Below are 14,765 nucleotides of genomic sequence, written 5' to 3'. Positions count from 1 at the left end.
GTGACTGCATGGCTGCAGGTTTTCTGTGGATGCAGGCTGGATGAAAACATCCCGCTCTCTTTCGAAGAAGACTGAAAAAGGGTGTATAAATTACCAGCGTTATACGGTTAAATAGCAGGCTTAGCCAGACAGACCAGCCAGGGCATTCCTGCGCGGGCGGCGCTGGGCAGGAGTACGGTGGATGGAGCTGGATGTGAGGGGCTTGGATGTGTTGATTACCCTGGTCGCCTTGGCGCTGGGTTTGCTGATCGGGCTGTGGCTGCGGGCGCGCATGAGTGCGCCTATTGAGCAGGCCTTGGCGGATCGCTGCGCACGTCTGGAACAAGACTTGGCCCATGCACAGGAGCAGACTCAGGATGCACAGGACCGGGCAGTGGAGCTGGACAAGGAACTGATACGCCGCGATGCCCAGTTGCAGGCTCAGGAAATGCGCAATCAGGCCATACAAGAGGACCTGGAGCATAGCCGCGAGCAGATGCGCTTGCAGTTCGAGTCCTTGGCTCAGCAGATTCTGGAGGCCAAAGGACAGACCTTGCGTCAGGATAGCCAACGTACTTTGGATGAAATGCTGCGGCCGTTCAGGGAGCAATTGGCAGGCTTCCAGCTGCGCGTGAACCAAGTGCACGATGAATCCGTCAAAGGCCAGACCGCCTTGAATCTGGAGCTGCAACGCATGCAGGAAATGGGCCTGCGCATGAGTGCCGAGGCTCACTCACTGGCGGTGGCTCTGAAGGGCGATAAAAAGACCACCGGCAACTGGGGCGAAACGCAGCTGGAAAAAACGCTGGAAGTGGCCGGTTTGGTGCGAGGCGTCCACTTCGATACACAATGGCAGGCCCGCGACGAGCAAGGCCGCTTGCGATACCCCGACTTCGTCGTGCACCTGCCGCAGGACAAGCATCTGGTGCTTGATTGCAAAGTATCCCTGGTGGATTACGACCGTGCTATCCGCGCTGAGACTGACGAGGAACGCCAACAAAGCCTGCAAGCTCATGTGCAAGCGCTACGCAATCATATTGATGATCTGGCCTCCAAGGATTACAGCGCCTTGGCAGGCTTGAACAGCCCCGGCTTCGTGTTCATGTACGTGCCTATTGAAGCGGCCTATATGCAGGCTTTGCAGCATCATCATGGCCTGTTTGACTACGGCCTGGGCAAGAACGTCCTGATGGTTTCACACACGACCTTGCTGCCTATTTTGCGCACCGTAGCCAATATCTGGATGATGGTGCGCAGCAACGAGCAGGCCCACGAACTAAGCCAGCGCGCAGGTGATATCTACAACCAGGTATCCATCCTGGCCGAGCGCCTGAAAAAGCTGGGTGAAACCTTGGGGCAGGCGGGCAAGCACTACAACAGCACGGTGACTGCGTTGGCAGGCCAGCAAGGTTTGTACGGGAAAGTCAGCCGCTTTGCCGAGCTATCGGCCCGAGCCAAACGTACCCAGCCCGGCATTGAGCCCTTGCATACGGATATAGAGCACGAACGGCTGGATTGGGTCTTGTCGGAGGATGAGGTGCCTGGCCAAAACAAGGAAGCTGATGCCTGATGGTGTTTAGATCAGTGTTTGGGGTCGAATCAAGCTTTCGGCTGGGATACCAAGGGTGGTGTGCAAGCGCCAGATCATTGGCAGTGTCAGGCCACGTTTGCGATTCAGGACCTCGTAGACGCGATTGCGCTTACCGATCATCGGCTCCAAGTCTTTGGCCGTCAAACCACCTTGTTCCATACGGAACTTGATGGCCTCTACAGGGTCTGGCAAATCAATCGGATAGTGTTTGGCTTCATAGGCCAATACCAGGGTGGTTAGCACATCCAGACGATCGCCATCAGGTGTGCCCAGATCTGGGTCAGACTCCATAAGCCGAGAGATTTCTTTCAGAGCCGACTTGTAATCGGCCTCGGTGTGTACGGGGCGGATTTCCATGTTTACTCCATTTCAATAGTTTCGGCGTCGACCTTGTCGTACTCCTCGTGAGTGCCGACAAATTTTATGTAGACGATGCCTAGTTTGAACGCCACTGCAACAATCAGGCGGTAGTTGTTGCCTCTGATGTTGAAGACGACACGCCGATTCTTCAAGATACTGGCACTACGATAGTGAGCCTTGATATCGGTGGGTTGAGTCCATTGCGCCTTAGTCGCTTCATCGACCCATGCTTTGATGGGCTGCTCTGCATCGGGGTGTTTCTCCCAGAATTGGCGAAGGGTGCTGACGGCTATAACTCGCATGATCTGATATTAGTCCCATTTTGGGACTAATGCAAGATTGTTGGAAGGGTGATGCAGGAGCTTACTGCGGCTCCACCGGTCCGCAGTCTTGCTGAATCACTTCCAGCCACTGCTCCACCAATTGCGGTGCGCTGAACAGATAGCCTTGCAGTGCATGGCAGCCGCGACGCAGCAGAAATTCTTTTTGCTGCTCGTTTTCCACGCCCTCGGCCACGACATGCAGGCCTAGCTGTCTTGCCATCGCCAGCACGGTGCGCACAATGGCGTTGGCTTCTTGCTCCATGGGGACTCCCAGGATCAGGCTGCGGTCCATTTTCAGCTCGTATAGCGGTAGGCGGCGGATGGCGGCCAGGTTGGAATAGCCAGTGCCAAAGTCGTCCATGGAAAAACGGATGCCCAGATCTTTCAGCTCGCGCATCATGGTGTTGGCGGAGGAAAAGTCTTCCATCAGCACGCCTTCGGTGATTTCAAAGATCAGGCGATGGGCCGGTGCGCCGCTGGTCTCCAGGATCTGGCGTGTACGGCGGGCAAAGTCAGGGCGGCGGAATTGAATCGGGCTGACGTTGATGGAAATGGGGAAGCTGCATTCCTGAGTTTGTAGCAGCAGATCACAGACGGATGCCATGATCCAGTCGCCCAAGGGGGTGATCAAGTCCGTGCTTTCGGCCAGCGGAATGAACAGGTTGGGTGTCAGCATGCCGCGTGTTGGGTGCAGCCAGCGCAGCAGCACTTCGGCCCCGCAGATGCGGTTTTGCTTGTCGTACTGAGATTGGACAAACAGGCGCAACTGATCCGAACCAATGGCAAATCGCAGGTCGTGCTGCAGGCTCAGGTGTTCTTCAAGCGCCTCTTGCATGCCAGGTTCGTACAAGGTGATCTGGTTGCGGCCATTCTCCTTGGAGCGATACATGGCGGTGTCGGCCTGACGCATCAGGTCCTCAGAGGTCAGGGTGCTGTCGGTAATCAGCGCCAGGCCAATACTGCTGCTGCTCAGATAGGAGTGTCCTTCGATGCTGTAGGGCTCCTCCAGGCGGGTGCGTACCAGTTCGGCAAACTCCAGGGCCTCCTTGTAGCAGTCACGCACAGTGCCGGGATGCAGAATTTTCAGGATGACGAATTCGTCCCCGCCCAGACGGGCCACGATGTCTTGGGGATCAATCATCAAGGAAAGGCGGCGCGCCACTTTGCGCAGCAAGGCATCACCAATGGCGTGGCCGCGTGCATCATTGATGTGCTTGAAACGATCCAGATCCAGGAAATACAAGGCACCCGGCCGTTTGTACGGCTCGATGGTCTGCAGATGACGCTCCAGGCGCTGCAGCAACAAACGGCGGTTGGGTAGCTCGGTCAGTGGGTCGTAGAAGGCCAGTCGGTAGTTCTCCGACTGGGTGGCCTTCAAGGCCGAGATATTGGTGGAAATACAGTACAGATTGGTTTGCCGGGTCTCGGGGTCTTTGACCGGCATTTTGATGGAGAAGAACGTCGCGCGTATATCGCCTTTCCGGTCGCGCACGACTTCCTCTACCGCCAGGCGCTCCCCGCTATACAGCACCTGCTCGTCGTTATGACGGAACTCGTTAATGGTCTGCTTGTTGGCGTACAGGTCCTGATCGGTTTTGCCCACAATGCTGACCGTGGTGTAGTTCAGGTCCTCGCACAGCTTGCGGTTGGCATATTGATAACGAAACTGGTCGTCCTTGATGTAGACGTAGGCATCAATCGCATCCAGCACGGTATGCAGATGGTGCTCGGTACGGACCAGCTTCTTGCGCTGACGACGCAGGCCGATGCGCATCAGGGTGACGGTCAGCAGGGCAATGGTCAGCAAGACGCCCAGCGTCAGCAAGGCGGGAATAATCCAGGGCTTGGTCGGTTTTTCGATCAGGCGCAGGCCCCACTGATTCAGTGTTTCTGTATAGAACGGGTCGTTATTGTCTTGCCATTGCTTGATGTTCGCATCAATGGCGGCCAGCAAATCCAGGTGGCGGTCCTTGGCTGTGACAAAGTAAGTATTGGTAGGCTCCAGCCGGATAGGGGCGGTTTTCAGGCCATGTTCGCCGGCATGACGCACCCCAAATAAATGGCCGACTACGGCGGCGTCGGCCTGTTTGCTCTGGACCAGTTTCAGTGCGTTGTACTGGGAATCGGTAATGACCAGCTTGGAACCCAGCTCCAGTTTTTGCAAAATATTGTAGAGCTGGGTTAACTGCAGGGTTCCGCTCATGACGGCAATGCGTTTGCCATTGAGGTCATTTAGCGCGCCAATGTGGGTGCCTTTGCCCGTAAATATCTGTGACCAGTCCTCCAGCACGGCTCGGCTGTGGTAGCTGTATAAGGCGGCTCGTTCGGGAGAGTAGGCCAGGCCTGGCACGATATCGAGCAGGTCATTTTGCAGGGCATTGAGACATTGTTGCCATTCGCATTGCACGGCTTCCAGTGTCCAGCCTTCGCGCTTGGCAATTTCCAGCAGCAGCTCGCCCATAATGCCGCCGGGGCGTGCCTGGCTGTCCAAGAGGAGTTTGGGCGGGTTTTCGTAGATTCCCACACGTACGACGTGTTGCTGGGAGTGGGGGGCGGCATGGACGGGGGGCGACACAAACCCCAGAGCGACCAGCATGCCTAGCATGTATATTGCCCTGCGCAGCGATAGAGTAAAAAGGCGGGGCACATTCATAGGGTAATAGCTGCGCAAAGCAGGTAATCAGGGGCGGGTGCAGTCATGCAACAATGATGTGACTAATTTAACTGAATATCGAGATGTGGGGCGGATGCGTGCCGTATTTCGGGGATAAATAGCAGGAGCAGGCTAATGGCGGATTGTGAAACGGTAGAGGTGTGTGTTAAGGGGCGGGTGCAGGGCGTCGGGTTTCGAGCCAGTGCCTTGCGCCATGCTCATTTGTATGGCGTCAAAGGCTGGGTCAGCAATGCCGGTGATGGTTCGGTTGAGCTGCTGTTGCAAGGCAGTGCCGATGCCATAGACAGCATGGTGAGTTGGCTGTATATCGGCCCGGAACAGGCGGTGGTTGAACACGTGGATATACAGCGCTCTTATACCGACAAGCGGTACGATTTTTTTGAGATTCGCTAACAAGCGCGAGCGGCGGTGTCAGCGCTGAGTGGGCCTGCCCCCAAAAAGAAATAATTATAGTTATTTGCGGGCAAACCCTAGGAAAACATTTGTTTTTTTTGACGTTCTCCAGATTAACATGCGTTTTATTGTGTTGAGGTCTGAGTAGGACGACAAATGGAGCCCTTGTTGCGTTTGCAGCGTATCTTGCCTGGCCTGACGCCCGAGTTGCGTCGCGCTGCTCAATGGGTGGAGCGCCACCCGGTTGAAGTCAGCCTGTGGTCCATGCGCAAACAGGCGCAGGAGTTGTCCGTTGCTCCGGCAACCATGCTGCGTCTGGCCAAGGCGGCGGGCTATGAAAGCTATGACTGCTTTCGTGAGCCGTTTCAGCAGGCCTTGCATCGCAATGGCGGCACGATGGCAGCGCGGGCCCAGAATTTGCAAGGCAACCGGGCTTCAGAGCAACAAACACGGGACCTGGGGGAGCAACAGGAGATGGCCCTGGAGTCTGTCCTGCGGCTCAATCCGGTCAGCGCTCTGGACGCTTGTGCCCAGGCGATTCTGGGTGCTTCCAAAGTGGGTTTCATGGGTTTGGGAGTGAGCTTTGCCTGTGCGTTCCAGATGCATTATGCGTATCAATTGATGCGCGGTAATGGCGTCTTGCTGAACCGGGCGGTGGACTTGTTTCTGGAACTGGAAGCGGGTCTGGACAGCGGGGGGGTGCTGCTTGTAATCAGCCAGGCCCCGTATGTGAAAACCGTGGTCAATAGTGTGCAGCAGGCGGTGCAGCGTGGTATTACCGTGGTCGCCATAACGGACAGTGTGCTCTCTCCGGTGGCGCAGGGAGCCGAGCATGTCTTGTTGTTTGACGCGCAGACCAGCGAGCAACCAGCGGCCAGTTTTTTTCATTCTCTAGTGGGCACCGTCACGGTTGCCGAGCATTTGTTGGCACGAATTGCCACCTTGGGCGGCAAGACGGTGGTGCAGCGCCTGGCGCAGCTGGAGTCTTCATTTCGAAGTCAGGGAGTTTATTGGCAACAGGACGAGGCGGTTGGCTCCGCTCCGTCTACGTAAAGAAACCGGTCGTACCGGCTATACAAACAGGGGAGACCCCCATGGGAGACACAAAGATGGAACACATTAGCAAAAAAACAGGCAAGAAAACGGTATGGGCGCTTAGTGCAACAGCAGCCATGTGCGCCATGTTGCTCAGCCCCTTGCCTGCCAGCGCCCAGCAGAAGTTTGTCAGTATCGGGACGGGTGGTGTGACCGGGGTGTATTACGCGGCGGGCGGCGCGATTTGCCGTCTGGTCAATAAGGATCGGGGTACTGACGGTGTGCGTTGCTCGGTGGAATCCACGGGCGGTTCGGTCTTTAACGTCAACACCATCAAGGCGGGCGAGCTGGACCTGGGCGTGGTGCAGTCTGATGTGGGCTACAACGCGTACAACGGTGAAGGTCAGTTCAAGGATGGCGGGGCTTACAAGAAGCTGCGCTCGGTATTCTCCATTCATCCGGAGCCCTTTACGGTGCTGTCGCGCAAAGAGGCCAATGTCAGCAAGTTTGACGACTTCAAGGGCAAGCGTTTTAACGTAGGCAATCCGGGTTCGGGCACGCGAGCCTCCATGGATCAGCTGCTGCAGGCCATGGGGTTGGATAACAGCTTTTTCTCGCTGGCCTCGGAGCTGCGCCCGGACGAGCACGGCCCGGCACTGTGTGACGGCAAGATTGACGGCTTTATCTATGGCGTAGGCCATCCCTCGGCCAACATTCAGGATCCCACCACCTCTTGCGGCGCCAAGCTGGTGCCTCTGACCGGTCCTGCGGTGGACAAGCTGGTCGAGACTTATCCCTACTACGCCAAGGTTGCGATTCCCGGCGGCCTGTACCCCAACAATCCTGACGACGTTCAGACCTATGGCGTTCTGGCGACCTTTGTGACGTCCGAGGATGTGCCTGAAGAGTCCGTCTACAACGTCGTCAAGGCAGTGTTCGACAACTTTGATGACTTCAAGCGTCTGCATCCTGCATTGGCGAATCTGAAGAAAGAGGACATGGTCAAAAATGGCCTGTCTGCTCCTTTGCACAAAGGGGCTGAAAAGTACTTCAAGGAAAAAGGGCTGCTGTAAGACAGTCTGATTGACACCAGGCTGGCTGTGCCAGCCTGGCCGCAAGTGCCATGGTCATAGCTGTGGCCTTGCCTCTGGTCTGGAGGACCTGGGCGAATCAGCCCAGGTAGATCGGGTGCTTTGCCGGCGGTGTCGGCGGTGCCGGTGCTCTATGCCAGGTTTTCCTGGAGACGAATGTAAATGACACAACAAGAACATAAAAAAGCGGGGCCGGACATGGCCCTGACACAGGATGAAACGGCTGAACTGGAAAAACTGGTTGCCGATGTCGATCGTGGTGGCCGTTCTGTGGCAGGTGCCGCAGGGATGGTTTTGTTTTTGGCTGCAATAGGCTGGTCCTTGTTTCAGCTTTGGTATGCCTCTCCGCTGCCGTTTGCCCTGAATCTGGGCATTTTCAATGATACTGAAGCGCGTGCCCTGCATTTGGGCATCGCCATGTTCCTGGCTTATCTGGCTTTCCCTGCCCGCAAGCAGTCCGCGCGGGACAGAATTCCGATTCATGACTGGCTGTTGGCCCTGGTTGCGGCCTTTTGCGGCTCGTATTTGTTCTTTTTCTATAAAGAACTGGCGACGCGCCCCGGTATTCCCACCACGATGGATGTGGTGGTGGCCAGTATGGGCCTGGTGTTGCTGCTGGAGGCGACGCGGCGCTCTTTGGGCGCGCCCATGGCGGTGCTGGCGATTGTGTTTATTGCCTATATTTTTCTTGGGCCCTGGCTGCCCGATGCCTTGTCTCACCGGGGCGCCTCCTTGCAGCGCCTGGTCTCGCATATGTGGCTGACCACGGAGGGCGTGTACGGGGTTGCGCTGGGCGTTTCGGTCTCGTACATCTTTATTTTTGTACTGCTTGGCTCCTTGCTGGATCGCTGTGGGGCGGGCAATTACATGATGCAGGTCTCGTTTGCCTTGCTGGGACATTTGCGGGGTGGGCCAGCCAAAGTGGCCGTGGTCTCCTCGGCTGTGAACGGGATTGTGTCGGCTTCTTCCGTTGCCAATGTGGTGACAGGCGGTATTTTCACCATTCCCTTGATGAAAAAAGCGGGCTACGGCGGTATACGGGCCGGGGCGATTGAAACAGCCTCGTCCGTCAATGGTCAGATCATGCCGCCTGTCATGGGGGCGGCTGCCTTTTTGATGATTGAATACGTCGGCATCCCTTACACCGACATCATTCGTCATGCCCTGCTGCCTGCGGTCATTTCATACATCGCACTGTTTTATATCGTGCACCTGGAAGCGCTGAAGCTGGGTATTCAACCCATGATGGCCTCGGGCAAGCCCAAGACCTTTACCCAGAAACTGGCAGGGTGGGGTATGGGCACGGCCGGCACCTTGATCGTGATGGGGCTGGTCTACTGGATAGGCGTCGGCGTGCAGGCCGTAGCCGGTGAGGCGGCGATCTGGATTTTGCTGCTTTTGCTGCTGGTGCTGTATGTGTTCCTGCTGAAAGTGGCCGCGGACCACGAGGATCTGCCCACCGACATTAATGTGAACACGCCGGTGCGCCCCGAGCCGTGGCCTACCGTCCGTGCCGGTTTGTATTTCCTGATTCCAATCGGCATTTTGGTGTGGTGCCTGACCGTCGAGGTCATGTCCGCCGGTCTGTCGGCTTTCTGGGCGGTAGTGGCCATGTTGTTTCAGATGGCCACGCAGCGCCCCATCATCGCCTGGTTTCGCAAGCAGGCAACGGCTCAGCCGCTGCGCCAGGGTGTCAGCGAGGTATGGACAGGACTGCAGGAAGGTGCCCGCAATATGGTGGGCATCGGGATTGCCTGCGGGACCGCTGGCCTGATTGTGGGAGCCATTACCCTGACCGGTCTGGGCCTGCGCATGACAGCCTTTGTGGAGCTGGTCTCCATGGGCAATGTGCTGGTGATGCTGTTCTTTACCGCTGCTGTGTGTCTGGTTTTGGGTTTGGGCATGCCCACCACCGCCAACTACATTCTGATGGCGACGCTGATGGCTCCCGTCGTGGTGGAGCTGGGGGCGCAAAGCGGAATGGTGATCCCGCTGATTGCCGTCCATATGTTCGTGTTCTATTACGGGATCATGGCGGATATTACGCCGCCGGTGGGGCTGGCGACTTTTGCGGCCGCTGCCATTTCAGGAGAGGACCCGATCAAGACCGGGGTGCAGGGCGTCACTTACGCGATGCGTACGGCGGTGTTGCCCTTCATGTTCATCTTCAACCCCATGCTCTTGTTGATCGGCATACACAGTGCCTGGGAGTTGGTCCTGGTCGTGGTGGGCGCAACCGTAGCCTCTTTGGCATTTGCGGCGGCAACAATGGGCTGGTTGCGTATCAAAACCAGCTGGCTGGAGACGATCCTGCTGTTGCTGGTCACGTTCATGCTGTTCCGTCCGGACTGGTTCATGGACCATGTCAGCGAGAAGTACCAAAGTCGTCCTGCCTCCGAGTTGATGCAGGTGGTGCAGAGCACCCCCGACGGGGGTAATCTGGTGGTGCAACTGGCCGGGATGAACCTGGAAGGCAAGGATTTGCAGAAAACAGTTGCCGTGTCCCTGCCTGCCTTGCCGGAAGGGGATCAGGCTACGGGTCTGGCCGCGGCCAGCAAGCGCCTGTCCTTGGCAGGTCTGACGGTCATGGCTTTTGGGGATACGGCGCAAGTGGCGTCGGTTGCCTTTGGCAGCTCGGCGCGCAGGGCCGGATGGGAGCAGGGCTGGGATATCCAGCAGGTTAAGGTGCCGCACCCCGATCGTCCTTCCGAGTTCTGGGTGTTTGTTCCTGCCTTCCTGATCTTGATCTGGTTGTGGACAAGGCAGGGTGTGCGCATGCGGCGTGCATTGCCGCCGCACGGTGCGGCCCAAACCTGATGCAATGGTGGCAAGAGCCAGCCGCCCCTGTGGTGGCTGGTAGTACACTGATGGCCCTGGATTTCAGGCCCGCTGCGCCAGCGGGCCGTTTTCTGTTTGGCTTTTGTCATGACACCGATCAGTAACGCTCCACCCGTACCCTCGCGTAATGGGGTCAGTCCCAGCAAAGTATGGTGCCCGCGCGGCCCCTGGACATCGCTGGACGCTTTCCTCCTGGAGCGCTTTCCACATATGGACCCGGACGTATTGCGAGAGCGCCTGGCGCGGGGCGATATTCTGGATCAGAACGGCGTGCCGCAGCAGCCAGGCTCCAGCTATCAGCCCGATCGTTGGCTGTGGTATTTCCGCATGGTGGAGAACGAAGCGGTCGTGCCTTTCGAGATGCCTGTTCTGTACGCGGATGATCGTCTGATTGCGGTGGACAAGCCGCATTTTCTGGCGACAACGCCGGGCGGGCGCTACTTGTATGAAACTGCGCTGACTCGTCTGCGCCGGGACTTTGCAGAGGATGGCATCAGCCCCATCCATAGGCTGGACAGGGAAACGGCGGGTATCTTGCTGTTCTGCCGTGACCCAGCGGCTCGCGGGGCCTACCAGTCATTGTTTCAGCAGGGCGGGATCGAGAAGGAATATGAAGCCGTCGCACCGTTTCAGGACAAATTGGCAAATGGGCTGGTGTACAGCAGCTGCATGAAGGAAGTGCCGGGCCGTTTCGTGATGGAAGAGGTCGCGGGCGAGCCAAACAGCAGTACTGAAATTCTGTGTGAGCGCCAGTGGCACAATGGGCAAGGGCAGCATTTGGCGCTGTATCGCTTGCGCCCTCATAGTGGCCGCAAACACCAGCTGCGGGTGCATCTGAGCAGCCTGGGGGCATCTATCATCAATGATGTGTTTTATCCCGAGCTGCTGCCGGAGCGCGAAGCGGACGACTTCAGCCAGCCCTTGCAGTTACTGGCACGGCATATTGCTTTTGTAGACCCTTTAACGGGTCAGCCACGGCGTTTCAGCAGTCAGCGTCAGCTGGAGCTGGCTTAGTGGATGATGTGTTTGCAAAGAGTGGCCACCAATTGCAAATTGGAACCATAGACGTCCCTGCACAAGCGAATTCTGCAGTGCAGGTGGAGAAGCTAAGCCTAGCGCATCAAGAGCCAACGCTGACGAGCGGCAAGTGATAACTTCAATCCTGGTTCTTGGTTTGGCTTAGTAATCGCGGAAAATACCCTCGATTTCCTCGTGTTCCAGCTTGCTGGCCAGACACAGCATCAACAAGATTCGGGCTTTTTGCGCGGGCAGATAATGCGCGGCGATGGTGTGATGGTCTTCATCGTAGGCGCTGTCGGTCACTGGCCCTGCGTGGATACGAGAGGCCCGCACGCAGACCACTCCCAGTCGGTGCGCCCGGCTGACGCCTTCCAGCGCCCCGGGGGTCAGGCTGCCGTTGCCGGTTGCCGCCACCACAATGCCTTGCACACCGCTTTGTGCTGCGTGGCGATACAGTTCCGCCAGCGTATCGGGGTGATCGTAAAAGATCTGAACTTTAGGCAAGCTGTGCAGGGAGCGCACATCGAACAGGCTGCTGTGTGTGTGGGGCAGCAGGCTGCGCATCATGAAACGCGGCTGGCCGCCTGCAACCAGACCCAGAGGGCCGGCATCGGGTGAGCCGAAGGCGCTGGTCAGGGTGGTGTGTTGCTTGCTCAGGAAACGGGCGCTGTGGATCTGGTCGTTGAGCAGCACCAGCACGCCCTGATCCTGTGCCAGCGAAGAGCAGGCTACTTGCACGGCTTGATACAGATTCAGCGGACCGTCTGCGCTCAGGGCCGAGGCCGGGCGCATGGCAGCCACCATGACCACGGGCTTGTCGGTTTTCAGAGTCAGATGCAGGAAAAAAGCGCTTTCTTCCAGCGTATCGGTGCCGTGTGTCACTACTGCGCCGTTGATGTCCGGCCGTGCCAGCAGTTCATTGAGCTTGTGGGACAGCTCCAGCAACATCAGCGAGCCCATGGCCCGGCTGTCCACATTGAACACCTGATGGCATTCCAGATCGGCTAGTTCATTAATGCCGGGCACGGCCTGCAGCAGCGTGTGCACGCCTTGGGTGATGTCGTAATCGGTCAGGCCAGTATTGGACTGGGTGGTGGCGGCAATCGTGCCGCCGGTGCCCACCAGAGCCAGTTTGGGGCGTATTGGCATGTGAGAGTGCTCCGCGTCCAGTTGTTGCGTCAGGGGGTGCGGAGAGTCTGGGATAAGGCCGGTTTAGCGGCGAACTTTCAACCAGCGCTCGATCAGGTGCACCACCGACAGCAGGGTAAAGTTGATCAGCAGGTACAACAGACCTGCAATAACAAAGGTCTCGATGATGGCGTAGTTCTGGTTCATCAAGCGTTTGGCATGGCCGGTCAGATCCATGACGGCAATGGTCGAGGCCAGGCTGGTGCCTTTGATAGCCAGCACAATTTCATTACTGTACGCGGGCAAGGCCTGACGAATCGCCAAAGGAAACGCCACGCGACGAAAGCGCATCCAGGCGGACATGCCGATGGATTTGGCCGCTTCGATCTGGCCAACTGGCACAGCCTGAAAACCGCCCCGGAAAACTTCACTGACGTAGGCACCACTATTGAGGCCAATGGCCAGAATCGCACAGCGCATGCCATCGCTAAATAGCCACCACAGAGCGGGTGACTCTTTGACAAAGCTCAGGGTGCCGACGCCGTAGTACAGCAGGAACAACTGCACCAGCAGCGGGGTACCGCGAAATACGGTGCTGTAGCTAAAGGCGAAGCTGCGCAAAATGCGACTATGAGACTGGCGCATCAGGGCCAGTGACAGGCCGATGAACAGCGACAGCACAATGCCCCACAGGCCGATATACACGCTCATGCCAAACCCTTTGAACAGGGTTTCGACGGTCGTATTGAATAATTCCAGATCAATCATGCCTGGGCTCTCATGCCTTTGCCGGTGTAACGTTCGGCCAGCAAAAACAGGGCCTGACTACAGGCACCAATCAGAAAATAAAGCACGCCCGCAATCAGGTACATGGCCATGGGTTCGCGCGTGTTGGCGGCACCCAGGGTAGCCGCACGCATGATCTCGACCAGACCCACCAGGGAGATCAGAGCCGTGTCTTTCAATGCGGTTTGCCAGACGTTATTGGCGCCGGGCAGGGCGTACCAGAACATTTGCGGCAGGATAATGCGGCGCAGGCGCTGCCAGGGGGACATGCCAATGGCCTTGGCGGCCTCGATCTGGCCTTCGGGAATGGCTTGCAAGGCACCGCGAAACACTTCCACGCTGTAAGAGCCTGCAATCAGGCCAATGGCCAGAATGCCAACCAGCGCGGGGAACCAGCGCGTCATCACATCTTCCATGCGCATGAAATCGGCCAGGTCGGAGACGACCTGGACCGAGCCAAAGAACAGCAGGTAGATGATGAGCAGCTCGGGGATACTGCGAACAACCGTGGTGTACAGGCTAACGGGGCCACGCAGCCAGCGTGGCCCGTTGGTCTTGATGCTGGCTCCTGTAATCCCAATGACTACGCCAAGGGCCATGCCCAAAACGGAGATCAGCAAGGTCATTGCTGCTCCGCGAAGGAACATCCAGCCCCAGCCTTCGCGCAGCACATTAAAAATGGTCTCTAGCATCAAGTGGTACTTCTCGACTTATTTCTTGCAGATCTCGTAGTTGGCGATGTCGATGTCAAACCACTTTTCGCTGGCGGTCTTGACGGTGCCATCGTCGATCAGCTTGCACAGGGCAGCGTCAACCTTGGCTTTCAGTTCTGCATTGTCTTTGTGAATACCGACGGCAATGCCATAACCCAGAGTTTCAGGGTCGGAAGAGCCTTTGATGACCAGCTTGGACAGGGCAAAGTTGTCCTCGCCGACTTTATGCAGGAACTTGGACTGGGAGGTCAGATCGGCAAAGGTGCCGTTCAGACGACCGGCGTCCAGATCGATTTGCATCTGGTCCAGAGTTTCGTAGTTCTTGATGGTGGTCTTGGGGGCTTTCTTGGCCAGGAAAGCGCCGTGGGTGGTGCCGCCTTGAACGCCAATGGTTTTGCCGGCCAGACCATCAAAAATAGCTTGTTCGTTGTCCGCGCCAACCAGATCGCTGTTCTTGGGCAGAACGAAAATGGCGTCCTCAACAGCGTAAGGAATACTGAAGTTCACGCGCTTGGCACGCTCGGGGGTGTAGGACATGCCCGAGATGATCAGGTCAAAGCGCTTGGCATCCAGCGAAGGGATCAGGCTGTCAAAGGCTTGCACGATGAATTTGCAGTCGCTGTTCAGCTCTTTGCACAGGGCAGCGCCCACGTCGGCGTCAAAGCCGGTGACCTTACCGGCTGCGTCCACCATGCTCCATGGTGGGTAACCGCCTTCGGTACCGATTTTCAGGGTGTCTGCCATTGCAGCCTGGGAGCCCAACAGGGCCAGGCTGGCACAGATCAGGGTCTTGCTGAGGAAACTCATGGTCTGGCTCTCCTTTGTGGAAAGGCT

Annotated in this window: 13 protein-coding genes; 6 read left to right on the top strand and 7 right to left on the bottom strand. The window is 57.3% G+C overall.

The genetic code is table 11. The features are described 5' to 3' along the window. The first annotated feature begins 181 nt into the window (after positions 1–181). On the top strand, positions 182–1,549 hold the full coding sequence (gene rmuC, locus KOE80_RS15750) for a DNA recombination protein RmuC (RefSeq protein ID WP_226349483.1): 1,368 nt from the start codon (positions 182–184) through the stop codon (positions 1,547–1,549). 6 nt (positions 1,550–1,555) lie between these two features. On the opposite strand, the gene KOE80_RS15745 is transcribed toward rmuC, so the two are convergent. From KOE80_RS15745 to KOE80_RS15735, 3 genes are all read right to left on the bottom strand, one after another. Continuing rightward, complete coding sequence (locus tag KOE80_RS15745) at positions 1,556–1,927, bottom strand: helix-turn-helix domain-containing protein (RefSeq protein WP_021447101.1); 372 nt, start codon at positions 1,925–1,927, stop codon at positions 1,556–1,558. A 2-nt stretch (positions 1,928–1,929) separates the two neighbouring features. Beyond that, positions 1,930–2,232: a type II toxin-antitoxin system HigB family toxin gene (locus KOE80_RS15740; protein WP_226349482.1), complete on the bottom strand. Its 303-nt coding sequence runs from the start codon at positions 2,230–2,232 to the stop codon at positions 1,930–1,932. A gap of 61 nt (positions 2,233–2,293) precedes the next feature. Then, a complete protein-coding gene (locus tag KOE80_RS15735) occupies positions 2,294–4,858 on the bottom strand; it encodes an EAL domain-containing protein (RefSeq protein ID WP_226349481.1) in 2,565 nt (854 codons plus the stop codon). A gap of 183 nt (positions 4,859–5,041) precedes the next feature. On the opposite strand from KOE80_RS15735, the gene KOE80_RS15730 reads away from it, so the two are divergent. The 5 genes from KOE80_RS15730 to KOE80_RS15710 all read left to right on the top strand — a co-directional run bounded on the left by KOE80_RS15730 (position 5,042) and on the right by KOE80_RS15710 (position 11,298). Then, positions 5,042–5,320, top strand: coding sequence for an acylphosphatase (locus KOE80_RS15730; protein WP_045930570.1), 279 nt, complete (start codon positions 5,042–5,044; stop codon positions 5,318–5,320). 156 nt (positions 5,321–5,476) lie between these two features. After that, positions 5,477–6,373 (top strand): MurR/RpiR family transcriptional regulator, encoded by an 897-nt coding sequence (locus KOE80_RS15725; protein WP_045930571.1) that lies wholly within the window; start codon positions 5,477–5,479, stop codon positions 6,371–6,373. 56 nt (positions 6,374–6,429) lie between these two features. Then, positions 6,430–7,428, top strand: a complete 999-nt coding sequence (locus KOE80_RS15720; RefSeq protein ID WP_096917411.1) for a TAXI family TRAP transporter solute-binding subunit — start codon at positions 6,430–6,432, stop codon at positions 7,426–7,428. A 216-nt stretch (positions 7,429–7,644) separates the two neighbouring features. Then, positions 7,645–10,263: a TRAP transporter permease gene (locus tag KOE80_RS15715; protein WP_144433448.1), complete on the top strand. Its 2,619-nt coding sequence runs from the start codon at positions 7,645–7,647 to the stop codon at positions 10,261–10,263. Positions 10,264–10,371: 108 nt separating this feature from the next. Further along, positions 10,372–11,298, top strand: a complete 927-nt coding sequence (locus tag KOE80_RS15710; protein WP_226349480.1) for a pseudouridine synthase — start codon at positions 10,372–10,374, stop codon at positions 11,296–11,298. Between the two features lie 165 nt (positions 11,299–11,463). Here KOE80_RS15710 and KOE80_RS15705 read toward each other — a convergent pair whose 3' ends face one another. The 4 genes from KOE80_RS15705 to KOE80_RS15690 all read right to left on the bottom strand — a co-directional run bounded on the left by KOE80_RS15705 (position 11,464) and on the right by KOE80_RS15690 (position 14,738). Then, on the bottom strand, positions 11,464–12,453 hold the full coding sequence (locus KOE80_RS15705; RefSeq protein WP_045930574.1) for an asparaginase: 990 nt from the start codon (positions 12,451–12,453) through the stop codon (positions 11,464–11,466). 63 nt (positions 12,454–12,516) lie between these two features. Beyond that, positions 12,517–13,200 carry an ABC transporter permease gene (locus KOE80_RS15700; protein WP_221080219.1) on the bottom strand — a complete coding sequence of 228 codons (684 nt, stop codon included), beginning with the start codon at positions 13,198–13,200 and terminating at the stop codon, positions 12,517–12,519. Continuing rightward, a complete protein-coding gene (locus KOE80_RS15695; protein ID WP_009460152.1) occupies positions 13,197–13,910 on the bottom strand; it encodes an ABC transporter permease in 714 nt (237 codons plus the stop codon). Before KOE80_RS15695 ends, KOE80_RS15700 begins: the two co-directional genes overlap by 4 nt. Positions 13,911–13,928: 18 nt before the next feature. Further along, positions 13,929–14,738, bottom strand: coding sequence for a transporter substrate-binding domain-containing protein (locus KOE80_RS15690; RefSeq protein WP_042484623.1), 810 nt, complete (start codon positions 14,736–14,738; stop codon positions 13,929–13,931). Positions 14,739–14,765 lie beyond the last annotated feature (27 nt).

Origin of the sequence: Alcaligenes sp. 13f (genome assembly GCF_020496585.1) — a bacterium.
Taxonomy (GTDB): domain Bacteria; phylum Pseudomonadota; class Gammaproteobacteria; order Burkholderiales; family Burkholderiaceae_B; genus Alcaligenes; species Alcaligenes phenolicus.
The sequence above is the reverse complement of the archived record's forward strand: the minus strand, read 5'-3'. Positions and strand labels throughout refer to the sequence as shown.

Excerpts from the sequence above, each read along its gene's own strand:
- KOE80_RS15715 (WP_144433448.1), top strand. The coding sequence starts at position 7,645 with ATGGCCCTGACACAGGATGAAACGGCTGAACTGGAAAAACTGGTTGCC.
- KOE80_RS15730 (WP_045930570.1), top strand. The coding sequence starts at position 5,042 with ATGGCGGATTGTGAAACGGTAGAGGTGTGTGTTAAGGGGCGGGTGCAG.
- KOE80_RS15745 (WP_021447101.1), bottom strand. The coding sequence starts at position 1,927 with ATGGAAATCCGCCCCGTACACACCGAGGCCGATTACAAGTCGGCTCTG.
- rmuC (WP_226349483.1), top strand. The coding sequence starts at position 182 with ATGGAGCTGGATGTGAGGGGCTTGGATGTGTTGATTACCCTGGTCGCC.
- KOE80_RS15740 (WP_226349482.1), bottom strand. The coding sequence starts at position 2,232 with ATGCGAGTTATAGCCGTCAGCACCCTTCGCCAATTCTGGGAGAAACAC.
- KOE80_RS15695 (WP_009460152.1), bottom strand. The coding sequence starts at position 13,910 with ATGCTAGAGACCATTTTTAATGTGCTGCGCGAAGGCTGGGGCTGGATG.
- KOE80_RS15710 (WP_226349480.1), top strand. The coding sequence starts at position 10,372 with ATGACACCGATCAGTAACGCTCCACCCGTACCCTCGCGTAATGGGGTC.
- KOE80_RS15690 (WP_042484623.1), bottom strand. The coding sequence starts at position 14,738 with ATGAGTTTCCTCAGCAAGACCCTGATCTGTGCCAGCCTGGCCCTGTTG.
- KOE80_RS15700 (WP_221080219.1), bottom strand. The coding sequence starts at position 13,200 with ATGATTGATCTGGAATTATTCAATACGACCGTCGAAACCCTGTTCAAA.
- KOE80_RS15720 (WP_096917411.1), top strand. The coding sequence starts at position 6,430 with ATGGAACACATTAGCAAAAAAACAGGCAAGAAAACGGTATGGGCGCTT.
- KOE80_RS15725 (WP_045930571.1), top strand. The coding sequence starts at position 5,477 with ATGGAGCCCTTGTTGCGTTTGCAGCGTATCTTGCCTGGCCTGACGCCC.
- KOE80_RS15705 (WP_045930574.1), bottom strand. The coding sequence starts at position 12,453 with ATGCCAATACGCCCCAAACTGGCTCTGGTGGGCACCGGCGGCACGATT.
- KOE80_RS15735 (WP_226349481.1), bottom strand. The coding sequence starts at position 4,858 with ATGCTAGGCATGCTGGTCGCTCTGGGGTTTGTGTCGCCCCCCGTCCAT.